The organism is Flavobacterium fontis (assembly GCF_900129405.1).
Classification (GTDB): domain Bacteria; phylum Bacteroidota; class Bacteroidia; order Flavobacteriales; family Flavobacteriaceae; genus Flavobacterium; species Flavobacterium fontis.
On sequence record NZ_FQVQ01000011.1, the window covers coordinates 61,789 to 80,122 of the forward strand.

Consider the following 18,334-nt stretch of genomic DNA (forward strand, 5'->3'; position numbering starts at 1 on the left):
AGGAGCTCAGAGGCTCAGTATCTCAGGAGCTTTAAAAAAGTTTCTGGTTGGTGGAAAAGTGGAGAAGGTGGAAAAGTGTAATCCTACTGCTAGTGAACTGACTCCTCTACAGGAGGCCAGCTCAGAGGCTCAGCGTCTCAGCTTCTCAGCGGCTTTAAAAAAGTTTCAGGTTGGTGGAAAAGTGGAAAAGGTGGAAAAGTGTAATCCTACTGCTAGTGAACTGACTCCTCTACAGGAGGCCAGCTCAGAGGCTCAGCTTCTCAGAAGCTTTTAAAAGTTTCAGATTGATCTCAGATTGAAAATCCGCGTAATAAAAACTGGTTTAATACATACGAAATCTTCTCTTCGAAACCATTTTTTTGATATCCGAAATGTGTCGTTCCCTAATATGGACATTAGCACCATTATTTACAGCATTTCGCAATAAGTTAATAATTTGCAGTTTATTAGAATAATTTGCAGGTTGATTGTTGGACACTATTTGATTTACAACGTCTATTACTTCATCAGACTTGCAGAGGAATACATTTTTTGGTATGGATTCTAATTTTTTGAACTCACAATTTCCAAAAAATACTACAACTGAATAAAATGGAATACGATCAAATTGGGTGAGTTTAACTTTCAAATCAAAAATATGGTTTCTATTCTGTAGTATTGGATTGTAAAAACGGTGTTTTACACTACCATATGATAAAACTTGAGTCCAATTTTTTTGATCTCCATTACCAAATATCCAGCCGCTATAATCCTTAACTTCAAATACAATTATTCCTACTTTGGTAGGCAAAACAAGATCAATTTGACAATAACCACCATCTCTTCTTGCTAAGTATAAATCGTGAAATATAGCCTTAGGAGAAAAATTGGCTTTGAGAAGCATGAGTACTAATTCTAGTTCTGAAGTGGTTCCACGATCTAAAGAAGTAGCTGTTTTAATTAATTTTCTATCCTTCTCTTCCTTAAGAAAAATGTAGAGAATAATAACAATTAGTAATAGTATAGCAAATGTTAGAATTGCTACTCTCATATCTCAATATTGAAGGGTAAACGACTACAAACTAATATCTAACAAAAAAATTACAATCTATTATTCAGCAATAACATCCGCTTTCGTTTTTTGTTTTCGAAAGGACCAATGCTCAAGTTTCCCAGACAAGAGTAACACGAGCCAATAACCCCATCCGAAAAAAAGGGCAAAATAAAAATTAGAGCCAAAAAAATCGCTATCGCGGAAGTACGAGGCTATCAAGTTGACTGTACTCGAAATAAAACAACACAAAAAAAGAAAAAGCAGTTTAATGGGTAGGTTTTTCATAACGTTTTGGCTTTAATAGATTAAGCTACTTTTAATTGAAATTTGGATACATCATACACGAAACATTCCAAAGGTTATAGAATGCTACGTAATTAGTGACTACAATGATTTACTAAATTAATTTTTTCCCACGAAAAATACAATGCCTCGCACAGATTATAAATTTAAATAAATGCTAAGTTGGAGGACTGTTGCGGAGCAGCGTGCTACTTAAAACACTTTGCGGAGTTGGGAGCTGGGATTCGTTTTTTAGTTCACCACGCGAAAGGATTCGCGCGGTAGCGGGGGATTGTGAAATAATTGATGACAGCAATCTTCATTTTTTTTACTAAAATAAATAATAATTCTACAAGGAAAACTGTTTTTATATTTGTCTAAACTTTAAATATCCGACTTTAACCATTTCCATTTGCAATAAAACAAAACAACTGAATGCTCTTACTGATGACTGTTGACTGTTGACTGTTGACTGATGACTGATGACTTACGACTCTCCGACTTACGACTTACGACTCCCCGACTGTTGACTTACGACTTAAGACTGTTGACTTAAGACTTCCAACTCATAATTCATAATTCATAACTCCAAACTAAAAAGCACGCCTCCCAGCGTGCTTTTCATTCTAAACCCAAAAAATTACGTTTGCAAGCGACGGTAAAGGTCGTCTTTCAAATGGAGTAATTTTGCTTTTAACACATGGGCGTGTTCGTCTGTAACGACTTCTTCGCTCGTGTTGATGCGGTGAATTTGATGCTCCAATTCGTCGTAAGCATCAAATAATTTGCGAAAATGAACATCGCTCACTTTCAACGCGTGAATGCGTTCGGCGAGTTCGGGAAATTCGTGTAGTAAACTATGTCGTTCCATACCTATTGAGTATTAATGTTTGATTTAATGACAATTGGCTTGGGCTTGCACCCATAGCGAAGTAGTTGTGGGCGATAGATAAGGGATGCCCAATCCCATGCCGCGAACAATAAACAAGACGCCTATGCCTACCGCTACTACGGGAATGAGTTGCTGCAAACGCTGCCGCACAGGAACCGTAATCCACGATTGGGCATACACTACAAGACTCATCAACGGTATTGTCCCCAAACCATACAAAAGCATGTAGCCCACACTTTCAGTTAGTCGCGGCATCGCCAAGGCGCCAAACAGAGCGGCATACACCATTCCACAGGGCAAAAACCCGTTCAAGAGTCCGATGGTAAACAACGCATCGGGGGATTTACGCTTAAACTGTTGCCCCAAATGACTTTTGACCGCTGCAATAGCACGGTAAACGGGTTGTGAAAAATTGTATCGGGCAAAGACCTTTTCGGGAATCAAGGCGATGGCAATCATTAAAATCCCAACCACAATGGACAGTTGCTGTTGCATGCCGGCGAGATAAAACCCACGGCCGAGGAGTCCAAACACGAATCCCAGCACCCCATACGCCGTCAATCGACCCAAGTGATACAACAGAATTTGCAAGGCTTTACGGGACGTATTGGCACGATCGACAGGCAAAAGCAAGGCTATGGGTCCGCACATACCGATACAGTGCAAACTGCTGATGATTCCGAGAAATAAGGCCGCGATCAACATGGGTTAAAAAAATACGGTTTGCTTGCTAATATATCCTTTACCTTCGTATGTCCAATGAATGGAAATGTCCCAACGACCGTCTGCCAAAGCGCTTTTAGGTATGAGCAAATGTGGACTGGATAACGAAATCGGAATTTCGAAATCGAGCTTTTGACTAGACGGTCTGTAAAAGGACACTTTTCCGCTAATTTTTGTACAATCAAACGAGGATGGAAAAGCCACCTCAATGCCCTCGGGCGTTTTGGTGCATACCACTTTCTCGCGAAGACCCAAAGCATTGTTCTCGCGTTCTAAATCCCGCTCGAAGGTCTGCTCTTTCAAATAATATTTTTCAACGACCAATTCGTTGTCGTATTTTGAATTGGACTGCACGCGAAATACAAAGAATAAGATAAAACTCATAAAGAGTATAAACGCGATGACAATTCCGGTTCCCCAATTTATTTTCATGGTGTTTTTTTTTAGTGATTAGTGACTAGTGATTAGTGACTAGTGACTAGTGATTAGTGATTAGTGACCTGCCTTTGCTGGCAGGCAGGCTAGTAATTAGTGGCTCCTTACTCCAAGAAGGAATACTTTCTAATAAACTGAACACTAATAATAACATTCTGCCTCTGTTTACTATTTACTGCTACTGCTTACTGTACACTGTATACTGTATACTGTATACTGTATACTGTATACTGAACACTGTACACTGAACACTGTACACTGAACACTGCCAACTAATCAAACCTCCTCGGTCCGTTAAAATTCGCAGTGGTCGATTCAATCCGTTCATTTCCTTCATATACCTCGATTTTCAACACGAGTTTTTCATCGTGAAGCAAACGTTCGGGGATTTTGATAAACAAGGTCGCTTCGCCAAGCGCATCCGCGGGAACTTTCAGTGAAGTAGCCCCCACCAGTTGAATAACGCCTTCGGAAGGGTCGACCAACTTGAATGTAACCTTTTTAAAATCGGTGGTGGTTTTGTTGACCACTTTGCAATTGTAAATGTTCACAATCGTATCTTTTTCTTGCAAAAACAACTGCCCTGGTGCCGATAAAATCGTAGCTTCAACTTGATTGCGCAAGAAAAGCATACCGATAAAAATCCCAGTAAGGATTGCCAATACCGCTGCATACCCTTTCATGCGAAGCGTAAACTTAAACGGCTCCTTTTTGTTGATCTCGTCTTCGCTGGCATAGCGAATCAAACCTTTGGGCAATCCCACCCGCTCCATAATCGTATCACATTCATCGATACATGCTGTGCAATTCACACATTCGAGCTGTGTTCCGTTGCGAATATCAATACCCGTTGGACACACATGGATACAGGCTTTACAATCGATACAATCGCCTTTACCCACCGCAGCACGGTCTTCGTCTTTGACATATTTGGCTCGTCCCGATGTCCCTTCGCCCCGCACGTGATCGTAGGCTACATTGATTGATTTATTGTCCAACAACACGCCTTGTAAACGTCCATACGGACAAGCGATAATGCATACCTGCTCGCGAAACCAAGCGTAGATAAAATAAAATACCGCCGAGAAAATCAATACCGCAATAAGCGTTGACGTATTGTGCGTAGGCCCTTCTTTGATAAAAGCGATAACGGTGTCACTGCCTTTCAAATAGGCCAAAAACACATTGGCAATGGCAAATGAAATCAGGTAAAACACGATCCATTTCGTCACGCGTTTCCGTATTTTTTCGCCATCCCACTCTTGCTTAGCCAGACGAATTTGCTGGTTACGGTCGCCTTCAATCCAATATTCAATACGGCGAAACACCATTTCCATAAATATCGTTTGGGGACAAAACCATCCGCAAAAAATTCGCCCAAAAGCCACCGTAAATAGAGCCAATCCCACTACCCCAATGATCATTGAAATCACAAACAGGTGAAAGTCTTGGGGCCAAAACGGGAATCCGAAAATATTGAAGCGACGTTCAAGAACGTTGAAGAGCAAAAATTGGTGACCGTTGATTTTTACAAACGGCGCTCCGAAGAGAAACACCAACAAGAAATAACTTACTATTTTTCTGCGGTCGTAATACCGTCCCACAGGTTTTTTGGGAAAAATAAAGGCGCGTTTTCCTTTTTGATCGATAGTAGCTATCGTATCGCGGAAACTGTCGTCATGCAACGGACTGGCCATGATAATAAGGGTTTGGGTTTAGCAATTGGGTCCCGCGTCGCCTTGGGACCCGTGAATGATTATTTTGCGCTAGGAATCGAATCCGCAGGCTTGGAAGCATCGGCTGTGGGAGCAGCATCGTCTTTCCATACATCGCCTTCGGCTGGCTTGGCGCCCGCAGGTTTTGTTCCTTGCAAACTCCAAACATAGCTAGCCACTTTTTGAACATCTTTAGCATCCAGCGTTTTCCCCCAAGCGGCCATAGTGGGATTCCGAGGGCTACCATCGTGAATGACTTTGAATACATTTTTAATACCGCCGCCGTTCAACCAATGGGTATCGGTAAGATTAGGGCCTACCAACCCACCACCTTGGGGACCGTGACAAGCAGCGCACACATTTTTATAAATTTCTTGCCCTTTCGACAAACTGGCAGGATCGGTTAAAGCAGTAACTTGATCAAGTGAAATCGTCTCTTTGGGACTGTTGCCTTTGAATTTCAACATTTCCTCTTCGGCGAGCGCTACTTCAGTTTCAAACTCTTGGGCTTGATTTTCACCGCCAAAGAAATGGTAGCGCACCAGATAAATACCTGCAAAAATGATGGTCACATAAAAAAGATACACCCACCACGGAGGCAATACATTGTCGAGTTCGCGAATACCATCGTAGTCGTGATCGAGCATGACATCGGCTTCTTGCTCTACTGCTTTCGAACGGGTAAGCTTCGACATCCAATGTTGGTACCATTGGCTATCCACAAATGAAACAGTTTGCGCCTCCTCGAGCTGTTTCTTTTGCTCTTCGGTCAATAAATGATAGGTGACTTTATCTACGGCACTTACTACTATTTCAATGGCAACCAAAAGGAAAAGAAAAACCGCCAAAAATAAGGCTACCATAGGATACTTCACAAAAGCCGGTCTATCGCCCGAATCGATGAAATACTCCAATGCGACCAGCACAATGGCAAAGAGTAAGGGCACGCGTACGTAGGATGGAAATAATTTTTTCATTAGAAATTATGTTTTTCAGTTAGTGATTCGTCGTCGTTTAAAGGGAGATTGCTCACGGTATTCAGAGTTTCCTTGCTGTAGGTCATGGCCCAAACGGTAAACAACACAAAGGCAGTAAAGAAAATCGAAAGGGAAATAATCGGGTAAATCTCTACCCCAGCAATCGTTTCTAAATTATGTTTTACAAACTTCAACATGTCAATTAAGGTTTAGGTTTAGCTGCGGTATCCGTGCCTAAGCGTTGTAAATAAGCAATCAAGGCAATAATTTCACGATCCTTCAGCGGCACATTGGTTTCTGCTCCAAATGATTTTTGGATTTGCGAATCCTTCATCAAACTCGCTTCAATCTTTTTGGCTTGCGCTTCCATGTGTTGGGGTGCATTGGCAATGTCTTCTGGAGAATAGGGCACTCCTAAAGAAACCATAGCTTCCATTTTTTTCTGGGTCAAATGGGTATCCAATTTGTCGTGAATCAACCATTGGTAACGCGGCATAATCGAACCCGAAGAAATACTTTGGGGATCATACATGTGATTGAAATGCCACACATCGGGACGTCCACCGTTAAATGGTTTACCCGTTACGCCTTCGCGATGCAAATCAGGACCCGTACGTTTTGAACCCCACAAGAAGGGATGATCGTACACATATTCCCCCGATTTGGAGTAGTCGCCATACCGTTCTACTTCCGAGCGGAACGGACGAATTAATTGCGAGTGACAGCTTACACAACCTTCGCGGATGTACAAATCACGTCCTTCTAATTCCAACGGCGTATAGGGTTTTACAGCGGCTATGGTAGGAATATTGGACTCAACGAAAATGGTGGGTAAAATTTGCACCACACCTCCAATTAAAATGGCCAAAGTGGTGTAGAGTGAGAATTTAACCGGCTTACGTTCCAACCAAGCGTGCCAGCTTTCGCCTTTCAATCGGTTGGGACTGATGGGGGCTAAGGCAGGAGCTTCTGCAAAATCGTCGGCCACAGCAGCCCCTTTGCGAACGGTCATCACAATGTTATACACCAACACAAATACCCCGATTAAGTATAACGTTCCCCCAATGGCGCGCATCCAATACATCGGCATCAATTGCGTTACTGTTTCTAGAAAGTTTCCATATTGTAAGGCACTCCCATCGGGTTTAAATTGTTTCCACAATGACGCTTGGGTGAATCCAGAAACGTACATCGGTAAAGCATAGAAAATGATTCCTAGGGTACCAATCCAAAAGTGGAAATTGGCCAATTTTTCAGAAAATAACTTGGTTTTGGTCAAACGAGGAACCAACCAATAAAACATCCCGAAGGACAAGAATCCGTTCCAAGCCAAAGCCCCCACGTGAACGTGTGCAATGATCCAATCGGTAAAATGGGCAATCGCATTTACATTTTTCAAGGAAAGCATCGGCCCTTCAAAAGTGGCCATCCCGTAGCCTGTAATCGCGACAACGAAGAATTTCAAAACCGCATCGGTACGTACTTTATCCCAAACCCCACGAAGGGTCAATAAACCGTTGATCATCCCACCCCAAGAGGGCGCAATCAACATGACGGAGAAGACTACCCCAAGATTTTGCGCCCAATCGGGTAACGCAGAATACAACAAGTGGTGAGGCCCCGCCCAGATGTAGATAAAGATTAACGACCAGAAGTGGATGATAGACAAACGGTAGGAATAGACCGGACGGTTGGCCGCTTTGGGAACAAAGTAATACATCATTCCTAAAAAGGGCGTGGTCAAGAAAAACGCCACCGCATTGTGACCGTACCACCATTGTACTAAGGCATCTTGCACCCCTGCGTAGACGGAATACGATTTTAAACCGGCAACGGGTAATTCCAAACTGTTGAAAATGTGAAGCACTGCAACGGTTACAAAAGTGGCGATGTAAAACCAAATGGCGACATAAATGTGACGCTCTCTTCGTTTGATAATGGTCCCAATCATATTGATTCCAAAAACCACCCAAATCAGCGCAATGGCAATATCAATAGGCCATTCCAACTCGGCATATTCTTTAGAGGTAGTGTATCCTAACGGCAAGGTAATGGCGGCCGCTACGATAATCAATTGCCAGCCCCAAAAATGAATTTTGCTCAATACATCGCTAAACATGCGGGCTTTCAGCAAGCGTTGCATCGAGTAATACACCCCTGCAAACATGGCATTGCCCACAAAGGCAAAAATCACCGCATTGGTATGCAACGGGCGAAGTCTACCAAAACTCAAAAAAGAGACACCATTCGTTAGGTTAGGGAACATAAAGAGAAACGCCAGAAGCAATCCGACGAGCATCCCTACCACCCCAAAAACGATACTGGCATAGATGAAATTTCGAACAATCTTGTTGTCGTAATGAAATTGTTGCATTTCCATAATTATTGTTTTTCTTCGGTTATATTTAATTGATTTTTGTTTTTCGTTGTGTTGATGATTTCATCGTCAAATAACATACGCACCGACGGTGTATAATCGTCGTCGTATTGACCGGATTGTACCGCCTTGATAAAGGCCACCAAGAAAAAAACGGCCACGACGATACTGATACTGATTAAAAAATAAATGACACTCATACCTTAAATTTGTGTTAACAAAGTTAGATTCACCCCTTGGCTTAAAACATGATATTTATCATTAGGCCGCATTTTTCACTGTTTTTTTCGTTTGAAAGAATCGCTCACGGGCATACGCATTGCTCATCAAGGTGACAAAACTCACAATGGTTATCGTGCTCAAAGGCATGATTATCGCCGCCACAATGGGCAACAAGTTTCCTGTTACCGCATAGGTCAATCCCACAACATTATATAGAAGTGAAATCGCAAAACTCATGTAGATGATTTTCATCGCATTGCGGGCATACTGCAGGAAGTAGCCAATTTTCGAAAACTGAGATGCATCCAAGATCCCATCGCAGGCGGGAGAAAAAACATTTACATTTTCTGAAATCGATAGGCCCACATTACTCTGGGCCAAAGCTCCGGCATCGTTCAGCCCGTCCCCTACCATCATCACGTTTTTGCCTTCTTGTTGTAAAGCCTCGATGTAGGCCAACTTCGCTTCGGGTTTTTGGTTGAACACCAACGAGGTTCCTGCGGGCAACATTTTCTCCAAAATCTTACGCTCCCCATCGTTGTCGCCCGAAAGCACGACCAAATGATAGGATGCACTCAATCGTTCAAACAAAGCCTCCAAGCCTTCACGGTATTGGTTGTTGAACACATAACTGCCTTTGTAAACACCGTCAATTTCAACATGTACTTTGGTTTTCTTATGGGTGTTTTCACTGAGATGCTGTAAAAACTGAGACGAACCCAATTTGACCGCGTGTCCTTCTACCGTAGCAAATACCCCTTTGCCTGTCACCTCTTCAAAATGAGTGACCGTAGCTTTCTCTTGAGCGGGTAAATACTCGTAAAGCCTACGACTCAAGGGGTGATTGGAACCGCGAAGGGTATTTTTCAACAACCAAAGTTCGTGCGCGTCGAGTGGGCTACCCTCATACGTTATCGCCGTTTTTTTGTTGGTGGTAATGGTGCCCGTTTTATCAAAAACTATCGTATCGACTTGGGCCATTTGTTCAATGACCTGGGCATTTTTTAAGTACAACTGCTGTCTTCCCAAAATCCGCAAAACATTGCCCAACGTAAAAGGAGCTGTCAACGCCAAAGCACAAGGGCAGGCTACAATTAAAATAGCGGTAAACACATTGAAAGCGGTATCGGTATCGAGGAAAATCCAATAGCCAAAAGACACCAGCGCCAACAGTAATAAGGCAGGTGTAAAATAATGACTGATGCGGTCGGTGATGTTTTTGTGTTTGGAATGTAATTTCTTTTGAAACACATCATTGCTCCACAATTGGGTGAGGTAACTTTGAGAAACCGAGAACAAAACTTCCATTTCGATGACTTTGCCCAATTGTTTGCCGCCGGCGTAGATTTTATCGCCCGACTTTTTTTCGATAGGAACCGCCTCGCCTGTGACAAAACTGTAATCGATAGCCGCTTTTTCTGAGATCAAAATACCATCTACGGGAATCAACTCTTGGTTGCGAATCAACAAGCGATCGCCTTTTTCAATGGCATAAACTTGTACGGGTTCTTCGGTACCGTTGGGACTAATTTTGGTCACCGCAATGGGGAAATACGACTTATAATCACGTTCAAAAGAGAGGAAGTTATAGGTTTTTTGCTGAAACAATTTCCCCAACAACATGAAGAAAATCAGCCCGCACATGCTGTCAAAAAAACCTTGCCCATAATCCATCACAATATCTACCGTACTGCGCACAAACATGACAATGATACCCAAGGCTATCGGAATTTCGATATTGAGCATTTTGGCACGGATACTTTTCCATGCCGAAACATAGTAGCCGCTGGCCGAATACAACAAAGGCGGCAACGACAAGAAGAAAATCAACCAGCGAAAAAAGCCGCGGTACTGATTGATCCAAAATTCTTCGACTTCAAAGTACTCGGGAAACGATAAAAGCATAATGTTGCCAAATGAGAAAAAAGCCACCCCGATTTTGTAAATCAACGAGCGGTCGATTTTGTGTTTTTCGCCTTCGTAATTTTCCAAACTGATGTAGGGTTCATAGCCGATCGAGCATAGTAATTCGACCAAGGCTTTAAGCGAAATCTGTTGCGGGTCAAAGGAGATACGAACCTTTTTGGCGGGAAAGTTTACCTGCGCGCTGCCGATACCCGGATGTAACTTGTGTAGATTTTCCAAAATCCAAATACACGAGCTACAGTGAATATGCGGTAAGTACAGTGAAACAATATGGGTTGAAGCTTCTTCAAATTCGAGTAATTTGCTGACGATGGTGGCGTCGGTTAAAAAATCATATTTTCCATTAATGTCCGTGGGAGTGGCCCCGGGTGCGGCTTGAAAATCATAGTAGCACGTAAGATCGTTTTGACGAAAGATTTCGTAAACCGTTTTACAACCGTTGCAACAGAATTCTTTTTCCTCAAAAACAAGTACGTCCTTGTCTTGAATTGTTAAGCCACAATGATAACAATGCATTGTGTCCATAATTTGCTCATTTTTTACCTGTAACAAAGGTCACACAACCGCATTTTGTAAAATATGATATTTGTCATGCGAATATTTTTCTACATTTGAAAAACAAAAAACAAAAACAAAAAAACACACTCTTATGGGGAAATGTGAACAGTGCATTGTACGGGAATTCAGCTCCCTGAAGGCGCTTACCAAAGACGAACTCCTGCACATGGCGGAGTGTAAAGCGTCGTACACCATTAAGAAAGGTGAGGCAATTTTTGAAGAAGGCGAAAGCATTAATGGGGTCTATTGCGTCAAAGAAGGCGTCTGTAAAATGTCGAAACTAAGTTCCAACGGGAAAGACCAGATTGTCAAACTCGTCAAACCGGGCGAACTCCTCGGACAGCGTTCGTTGATTAGTGAAGAACCTGCTAATTTAAGTGCCGTAGCGCTCGAAGATATGCAAGTGTGCTTCATCCCAAAATCGGAAATCATGTCGTTTTTCAACAAAAACAACAATTTCTCGATGAATATGATGCGTACTATTTGTGGCGACCTGCGCGACGCCGACGACCATATGGTGACGATGGCGCAGAAAACGGTCAAAGAACGCTTGGCCGAAACCTTGTTGTACCTTGAGGATAATTTTGGTAAAAACGACGACGGCACGCTGCGTATTCAGCTATCCCGAGAAGAACTGGCGGGCATGATTGGCACGGCTACAGAAAGTTGCATACGCCTGTTATCAGAACTTAATAAGTTAGGGTATATCGAATTAATCGGCAAAAAAATCGCCTTAAAAGAACGCCAAAAACTCAAACGAATGGCCGAGTAATCACGCTAATGTGTATATTATGGAATTCAAGACCTTAACCCTGCAGCAATGCGGGGTTTTTGGGTTTTAAGGGTTTCAGGTTTCAAGTTTAAGGTTTAAGGTTTCAAGTTTAAGGTTTAAGGTTAATACCGTGATAATTGAAAGTTTACGATATTAAAATTATGAGCCTGCCTGCCGACAAGCAGGTTAAGAATTATGAGTTATGAATTATGAGTTATGAATTATGAGTTATGAGTTATGAATTATGACTGACGACTTATGACTGTTAACTGTTGACTGATGACTGCCGACTGATGACTTACGACTTACGACTTACGACTAATAATTTGAAAATGAGTTGATTTGAAGATTTGAAAATGTTCTTTCTAAGAAATAGTTGTTTACTGACGACTGTTGACTGATCACTGTTAACTGTTGACTGATCACTGCCGACTGTTGACTGATCACTGCCGACTGATGACTTACGACTTACGACTTACGACTGATTACTACAACTTTTTTTTCAAAAACAAATAATACACCGGTACGCCCAAGGCTACAATCCCCAAACCTAAACCGGCGTTGCGGGTGTCGTAGACTAACAAGGCCACACAAATCGCAGCCGTGATCACCATATACAATAAGGGTACAAAAGGATAGCCAAACGCTTTGTAAGGTCGCTCGGCATCGGGTTCGCGCTTCCGCAGGATAAAGAGTCCGCCAATAGTCAAAATATAAAACAACAACGAAGCAAAGGTGGCATAGGTGAGTAAATCGCCATACTTACCTGTCATACACAAAAAAGATGCCCAAACGGCTTGTACCCACAAGGCGCGAGCCGGCACTTCTTTGTCGTTGAGTTCGCCTGCCTTTTTGAAGAACAAACCGTCTTGAGCCATGGCATAAAACAAACGCCCTCCGCTTAAAATAAGTCCGCTGTTACAACCAAACGTCGACACCATGATCAACCCAGCCATGACCAACACGCCCACATTGCCCATAATCACACTGGCCGCTGCCGCACCCACCCGATCTTCAGACGCAAACATAATCCCGCGCTCCATAACCGTAGTGCCGTCGGGCGAACCGTTGAGCGGCAATAATGACAAATACGCCACATTCGCCAACAAATAGATGATGGTTACAATCAAGGTCCCCAAAAACAAACTGCGCGGAATATTGCGCTTCGGGTCTTTGATTTCCCCCGCGATAAACGTCACATTATTCCACGCATCACTCGAAAACAACGGATTGATAATGGTTGCCCCCATAACGCCCAACAACGCCACGCCGCTCAACAGCGAAACCGTCAGGGTGCCGTCGTTTTGAACCGTTTTTTTGGCGTCCCATGCCGAGGCAAAGTTCGCCGTAAGCACCTCCGATTGCAATCCTACATACAACCCAAGGATGATTAACGCAAAAAGTGCTATCAACTTGGCCGAAGTAAACACCAATTGAATGATTTTCCCGTTTTGAACGCCACGGGTATTGATGTAGGTCAGTAAAAAAATACTGAGTATGGCTAAAATTTGTTTGTTGGTAAATACAAAACTTTCATAGGCAAAAATCTTTTGTTCCAACACAGGAAAGAAAACCGCTGTATAATTGGCAAACGCCACAGCAACCGCCGCGATCACTCCCGTTTGAATCACCGTAAACACCGTCCATCCGTAGAGAAATGACACGAGTTTTCCATAGGCGCGCTGAATATACACAAACTGTCCACCCGCATTCGGCATCATACCCGCCAACTCGCCATAACTGAGCGCTGCCGACATCGTAAGGAGTCCGGTGATGAACCACAACACCAATATCCAAGCGGCCGAACCCACATCACGGGCCATAGCTGATGTTACCAAAAAGATCCCCGAACCAATCATCGAGCCCGCTACCAAACTGGTCGCGTCAATGAGTCCGAGCCTGCGTTTTAATTCGTGTTTTTCCATAGTAGAGGTTAGACGTTAGACTTTAGTCTTTATACTTTAGTTGTTGATTTTTATATTTCTAATTTCTCCATTACAATTTTAACTAATTGCCACATCGCCACATTGACTAATTGACTCATCGTCACATCGCCACATTGACACATCGCCACATTGACACATCGTCACATTGACACATTGACACATAGACACATTAATCACAATTTCTTCGCCTCATTCCAATACACATCCATTTCCGCCAAGGTCATATCGGCTAGGGATTTTCCCATAGCGTTGACCTTTTCCTCCAAATATTGAAAGCGCTTGATAAACTTTTTGTTGGTACGTTCCAAAGCGTCCTCGGGATTGACATTCAAAAACCGAGCGTAATTGATCATTGAAAACAGCACATCGCCAAACTCCGATTCGATACGGTCCAGGTTGCCGGTCGCCACTTCCTCCTGCAATTCGTGCAATTCTTCTTGAACCTTTTCCCAAACCTGCTCGGGTTGCTCCCAATCGAAGCCTACGCCTTTGGCTTTGTCTTGCACCCGACTGGCTTTTACCATGGCAGGTAACCCTTTGGGCACACCTTCCAATACCGATTTTTTTCCTTCTTTTAACTTCAACTTTTCCCAATTGCGCTTCACTTCCTCCTCATCAGCCACGACCACATCGCCATAAATATGCGGATGCCGGTGGATGAGTTTATCGCAAATTTCGTGGGCCACATCGGCTATATCAAAAGCGTGGGTTTCACTTCCAATTTTGGCATAAAAAACAATGTGCAACAGGAGATCGCCCAACTCTTTTTTGACTTCTTCTAGGTTGTTGTCCAAAATAGCATCGCCCAATTCATAGGTTTCTTCAATGGTCAAATGTCGTAGGGATTGCAGGGTTTGCTTCTTATCCCAGGGACATTTTTCACGTAAATCGTCCATAATATCGAGCAATCGATTGAAGGCTTGCAGTTGTGCTTCGCGGGTATTCATGGGTATCGTTTTGGGTAAAAATAAGAAATCCCGACCGTTAAATCGATCGGGATAAAAGATATTTAGTTCACAAGGCGAATTTACTCGCTTTTCTTGGTAGTTTTCTTTTTGGCTTTCACCTCTTCTACCACTTGTTCTTTGATTTCTTCTGCATTTTCAACAACCGGCTCATCTTTAGAAACCAATCCTTTCGCTTGTAAAATATTGTACCAATTCAATACTTTTTTGATATCAGAAGCATACACGCGATCCTGATCGTAATCGGGCAACACGGTTTCAAAGTACGCAATCAATTTGGCATTATCTTCTTTGTGAGAAAGCGCTGGACCTTCGTTTTCCAATTGTGCAATAGCACGCAACACCTCAACCAAGGGTTTTTCTTCAGTATAGGTGTACATTGAAATTTCCGACAACAAACTCACATTACTGCGTAAGCCAACGGTAATTCGTTTTCCGTCCAATAACGATTCGGCAACGAAACCCGAACGCGTTTGTATTTTCAACTCATAAAGCCCGGGTTTTCCGGAAATGGCCAATATTTTATCAATTTTCATACTGAGTGTATTTTTAATGGGGGCAAATATATTTATTTGTTTGTATTAACGTCCTTTTTTATTGTAAAAACGCATACGATAGTCCGGACGCGCCTTTCCATCCATAATATTTTGAAGTTTTTTCTTAATTAACGTGCGTTTCAGCATTGAAATTTTATCGGTAAATAAAATCCCTTCAATGTGGTCGTATTCGTGCTGAATCACCCGCGCGATTAATCCGTCGAAAACTTCTGTTTTTTCCACAAAATGCTCGTCACAATACTGCAAAGTCACGCGTTCTTTTCGGTACACATCTTCGCGAACATCGGGAATACTCAAACAGCCTTCGTTAAAACCCCACTCCTCGCCTTCCTCTTTGAGAATTTGCGCATTAATAAAGGTGCGCTTAAATCCTTTCAATTGGGCACTTTCTTCCGCGCTCAGGGATTCACTATCTGCAAAAGGTTCGGTATCAATTACAAACAAGCGAATGGGCAATCCAATTTGAGGGGCCGCCAATCCCACGCCATACGCATTGTACATGGTATCGTACATGTTGTGAATGAGTTCGGATAACTGCGGATAATCGGGGGTAATGGATTCCCCAACCTTTCGTAAAACTGGGTCGCCGTAACCCACTATGGGTAAAATCATGGATGTATTTTTAAGGATGGGGCAAAAGTAGGAAAAAAAACAGCGATGCTAAAGGATTTATATCATTTTACGGCTCAGATACTCTTGCAATAAAATGGTGGCTGCAATTTCATCGACCAATCCTTTGTTTTGGCGTTGCTTCTTTGTGAGTCCGCTATCAATCATGGTTTGAAAAGCCATTTTTGAGGTAAAACGCTCGTCCACACGTACCACGGGGATTTCAGGAAAAGTGGCTTGAAATTGCACCACAAAAGCATCTACCAAAGGGGCACTTTCCGAGGGTAAACCGTTCATCTGTTTGGGTTCGCCAATTAAAACGCTTCGCACGTCCTCTTTTTTAAAATAATCGACCAAAAAAGGAAACAATTGCGCCGTGTCGACCGTGGTGAGTCCCGAGGCAATAATTTGCAAATCATCTGTAACGGCTATACCCGTGCGTTTGCGTCCGTAATCGAGGGCTAAAATTCGTGGCATGCGACAAAGATACAGATTATTTGGCCGCGGTAAATTGGGCCAATACCGTTTTCCCTTGACGCAGCTGTAATTGGTCTTTTTGGATGAAATAGGCATCGACTTGCGATAACATTTTAACAAAAGCCGCCTCGACTTGATCATCGGGACAGGCCATCTTGGTCGAAATAATTGCGGTAAAAGCCAACCCATCCACCGAAGGCATAATATATTGTCCGCCAATTTGATTACAACCCACATACGCAGTAAAACGTGCGTCTTTGGACAGTAACGTTAGGGTAAATGGTTTTTTGGAGGATGAAATTTTCTTTTTCATAAGGGTATGCAAGCGCCATTCGGTTCCTGCTAAGGCAAAGGTAACGGGTGCGGCAGGCGTTGTTCCTTTGACCACCGTAGCTTCTTTGGCCACCAGCAATTCCCCTGTTTGTGCATCTTTTTTCATTTTTGTCAAACGATAGCGGGAGGCTAAATCGCCCGTAATGGGTTTTCCTTGCAAATCCAATTGCTGCAAAACGCCCTCCAAAACAGCATACGCATAGGGACCGCCCTTTTGATTATCCAACTGAATTTGCGTTTCGTTGGCATTCCAACCATACGTTCCGCGCACTACAAAAGGCGTATCGGACTTACCTAAATAACGGGTCGTTAAAACAAAATGGGTGGTATCCTGCAATTCCAACTGCGTCTCGATTCCTTCACAATCGGCACAGGGCAACACGCCTTTATATACCCCGAGATAATCCAACGTTTGTTTGGCAGAGGTTACCTTGGGGGTCGTTTGAGGGGAAGGTTCGGGTTTGGTTTCTTTGGATGTACAAGAAAACAAGACAAACGCTAGTGTAACAAGAAGGGAAACCGAGTACCGCATGGTGTAATGATTTTGAGTTCAAAACTAAAGAGATTACGGAACAATTTTCTTAAAAAATGTGTAAACTTTAGCACAACGCAAACGCAACGGGATTGGTATATTTGTGGAATGAATGCAACACAGCACCTCTTGTTTGTCGCTTTTGGGCACCGCGACTATCAAAATGAATTGATTTGGGCACTGATGTCCTTGGCGCGTGCGCATCCCGAACCTGCATTTCACATCCATATTTTCTCCGACGATACGGCGTATCTTCAATCGCAACTTCCCTTACCTGTAACCTATCATGTTCTGACGTCCGACCAACTTACCGAGGCAAAAGGACCGTCTAATTATGCTTACCGCGTCAAGATTAAAATTCTACAAGACTGCTTGAAACGCTACACGGGCTCCTTCTTATACCTTGATACCGACTGTTTGATCACAGCGCCTTTGACTCCCATTTTTGAAGCCCTTGAAAAAGGAATGGTGTTTATGGATAAAAATGAAGGAGCGTTAAAGGCCAATACCGGGGGAATCGCTCGCAAAATGAAAAAAGTGTTGCGCAAACAAGCTGCATTTCCTTTGCCCAACGGTGAACTAATTACGTTGAGTGAAGCCTTTGAAGTTTGGAATTCGGGATGTATTGGGGTTTCCAACCAACATCTCCCGCTTTTGTATCGCGCCGAAGCCTTTATGGATGCGTTGTATGCGACCTACCCGTTGTTTAGTATGGAACAGATTGCCGTTTCGGAAGCGCTGCAACGTGAACCCCTGGCGGAAAGTAAAAATTGGGTGCATCATTATTGGTATTTTAAAGAATTCAGACCCGTAATTCAGGCGTTTTTAGCACATTATCCCGTTTGGGAAGATCGATTGGAAAAGGCTCCGCTGTGGGATCCATGGCAACTTTCGGCAGGCAAACGTCGGTACAAACAACTCGGATTTTGGGGCCGAACCTTCCAAAAAATTAGCTTGGGCTACCGATGGAAAAATCCAGAGTTCCGTCCTTAAAAAACAAACA

At 43.0% G+C, this 18,334-nt stretch carries 18 protein-coding genes; 2 read left to right on the top strand and 16 right to left on the bottom strand.

Annotated features, from left to right (window positions below):
• Positions 1-322: 322 nt before the first annotated feature.
• The 10 genes from BUC17_RS09735 to BUC17_RS09780 all read right to left on the bottom strand — a co-directional run bounded on the left by BUC17_RS09735 (position 323) and on the right by BUC17_RS09780 (position 11,107).
• On the bottom strand, positions 323-1,030 hold the full coding sequence (locus tag BUC17_RS09735; protein WP_073363793.1) for a nuclease-related domain-containing protein: 708 nt from the start codon (positions 1,028-1,030) through the stop codon (positions 323-325).
• A gap of 925 nt (positions 1,031-1,955) precedes the next feature.
• Positions 1,956-2,186 (bottom strand): HP1242/YdcH family protein, encoded by a 231-nt coding sequence (locus BUC17_RS09740; RefSeq protein ID WP_083544872.1) that lies wholly within the window; start codon positions 2,184-2,186, stop codon positions 1,956-1,958.
• A 24-nt stretch (positions 2,187-2,210) separates the two neighbouring features.
• Positions 2,211-2,912: a sulfite exporter TauE/SafE family protein gene (locus BUC17_RS09745; RefSeq protein ID WP_073363797.1), complete on the bottom strand. Its 702-nt coding sequence runs from the start codon at positions 2,910-2,912 to the stop codon at positions 2,211-2,213.
• Between the two features lie 3 nt (positions 2,913-2,915).
• Entirely contained in the window at positions 2,916-3,362 is a 447-nt protein-coding gene (locus BUC17_RS09750) for a FixH family protein (protein ID WP_073363800.1), read from the bottom strand.
• Between the two features lie 275 nt (positions 3,363-3,637).
• Positions 3,638-5,062: a cytochrome c oxidase accessory protein CcoG gene (gene ccoG, locus BUC17_RS09755; protein WP_073363802.1), complete on the bottom strand. Its 1,425-nt coding sequence runs from the start codon at positions 5,060-5,062 to the stop codon at positions 3,638-3,640.
• A gap of 59 nt (positions 5,063-5,121) precedes the next feature.
• Entirely contained in the window at positions 5,122-6,057 is a 936-nt protein-coding gene (locus tag BUC17_RS09760) for a cbb3-type cytochrome c oxidase N-terminal domain-containing protein (protein ID WP_073363804.1), read from the bottom strand.
• On the bottom strand, positions 6,057-6,254 hold the full coding sequence (locus BUC17_RS09765; RefSeq protein ID WP_073363806.1) for a cytochrome C oxidase subunit IV: 198 nt from the start codon (positions 6,252-6,254) through the stop codon (positions 6,057-6,059). Before BUC17_RS09765 ends, BUC17_RS09760 begins: the two co-directional genes overlap by 1 nt.
• Before the next feature lie 5 nt (positions 6,255-6,259).
• A complete protein-coding gene (gene ccoN / locus BUC17_RS09770; protein WP_073363808.1) occupies positions 6,260-8,437 on the bottom strand; it encodes a cytochrome-c oxidase, cbb3-type subunit I in 2,178 nt (725 codons plus the stop codon).
• 2 nt (positions 8,438-8,439) lie between these two features.
• A complete protein-coding gene (gene ccoS, locus BUC17_RS09775; RefSeq protein WP_073363810.1) occupies positions 8,440-8,634 on the bottom strand; it encodes a cbb3-type cytochrome oxidase assembly protein CcoS in 195 nt (64 codons plus the stop codon).
• Between the two features lie 61 nt (positions 8,635-8,695).
• Positions 8,696-11,107, bottom strand: a complete 2,412-nt coding sequence (locus tag BUC17_RS09780; protein WP_073363812.1) for a heavy metal translocating P-type ATPase — start codon at positions 11,105-11,107, stop codon at positions 8,696-8,698.
• A gap of 124 nt (positions 11,108-11,231) precedes the next feature.
• Here BUC17_RS09780 and BUC17_RS09785 point away from each other — a divergent pair, with 124 nt between their 5' ends.
• Positions 11,232-11,912: a Crp/Fnr family transcriptional regulator gene (locus BUC17_RS09785; protein WP_073363815.1), complete on the top strand. Its 681-nt coding sequence runs from the start codon at positions 11,232-11,234 to the stop codon at positions 11,910-11,912.
• A gap of 488 nt (positions 11,913-12,400) precedes the next feature.
• On the opposite strand, the gene BUC17_RS09790 is transcribed toward BUC17_RS09785, so the two are convergent.
• The 6 genes from BUC17_RS09790 to BUC17_RS09815 form a co-directional block, all read right to left on the bottom strand.
• Positions 12,401-13,837, bottom strand: coding sequence for an APC family permease (locus tag BUC17_RS09790; RefSeq protein WP_073363817.1), 1,437 nt, complete (start codon positions 13,835-13,837; stop codon positions 12,401-12,403).
• 194 nt (positions 13,838-14,031) lie between these two features.
• Positions 14,032-14,805: a nucleoside triphosphate pyrophosphohydrolase gene (mazG, locus tag BUC17_RS09795; protein ID WP_073363819.1), complete on the bottom strand. Its 774-nt coding sequence runs from the start codon at positions 14,803-14,805 to the stop codon at positions 14,032-14,034.
• Between the two features lie 80 nt (positions 14,806-14,885).
• Positions 14,886-15,359 (bottom strand): DUF5606 family protein, encoded by a 474-nt coding sequence (locus BUC17_RS09800; RefSeq protein ID WP_073363821.1) that lies wholly within the window; start codon positions 15,357-15,359, stop codon positions 14,886-14,888.
• Positions 15,360-15,404: 45 nt separating this feature from the next.
• Complete coding sequence (def, locus tag BUC17_RS09805) at positions 15,405-15,992, bottom strand: peptide deformylase (RefSeq protein WP_073363823.1); 588 nt, start codon at positions 15,990-15,992, stop codon at positions 15,405-15,407.
• Between the two features lie 57 nt (positions 15,993-16,049).
• Positions 16,050-16,466, bottom strand: a complete 417-nt coding sequence (gene ruvX / locus BUC17_RS09810; RefSeq protein WP_073363825.1) for a Holliday junction resolvase RuvX — start codon at positions 16,464-16,466, stop codon at positions 16,050-16,052.
• A 16-nt stretch (positions 16,467-16,482) separates the two neighbouring features.
• Positions 16,483-17,331 carry a copper resistance protein NlpE N-terminal domain-containing protein gene (locus BUC17_RS09815; protein WP_073363827.1) on the bottom strand — a complete coding sequence of 283 codons (849 nt, stop codon included), beginning with the start codon at positions 17,329-17,331 and terminating at the stop codon, positions 16,483-16,485.
• A gap of 108 nt (positions 17,332-17,439) precedes the next feature.
• On the opposite strand from BUC17_RS09815, the gene BUC17_RS09820 reads away from it, so the two are divergent.
• The gene (locus BUC17_RS09820) at positions 17,440-18,324 is read left to right on the top strand and encodes a hypothetical protein (protein WP_073363829.1); all 885 of its coding nucleotides are present in this window, start codon (positions 17,440-17,442) and stop codon (positions 18,322-18,324) included.
• The last annotated feature ends 10 nt before the right edge of the window (positions 18,325-18,334 follow it).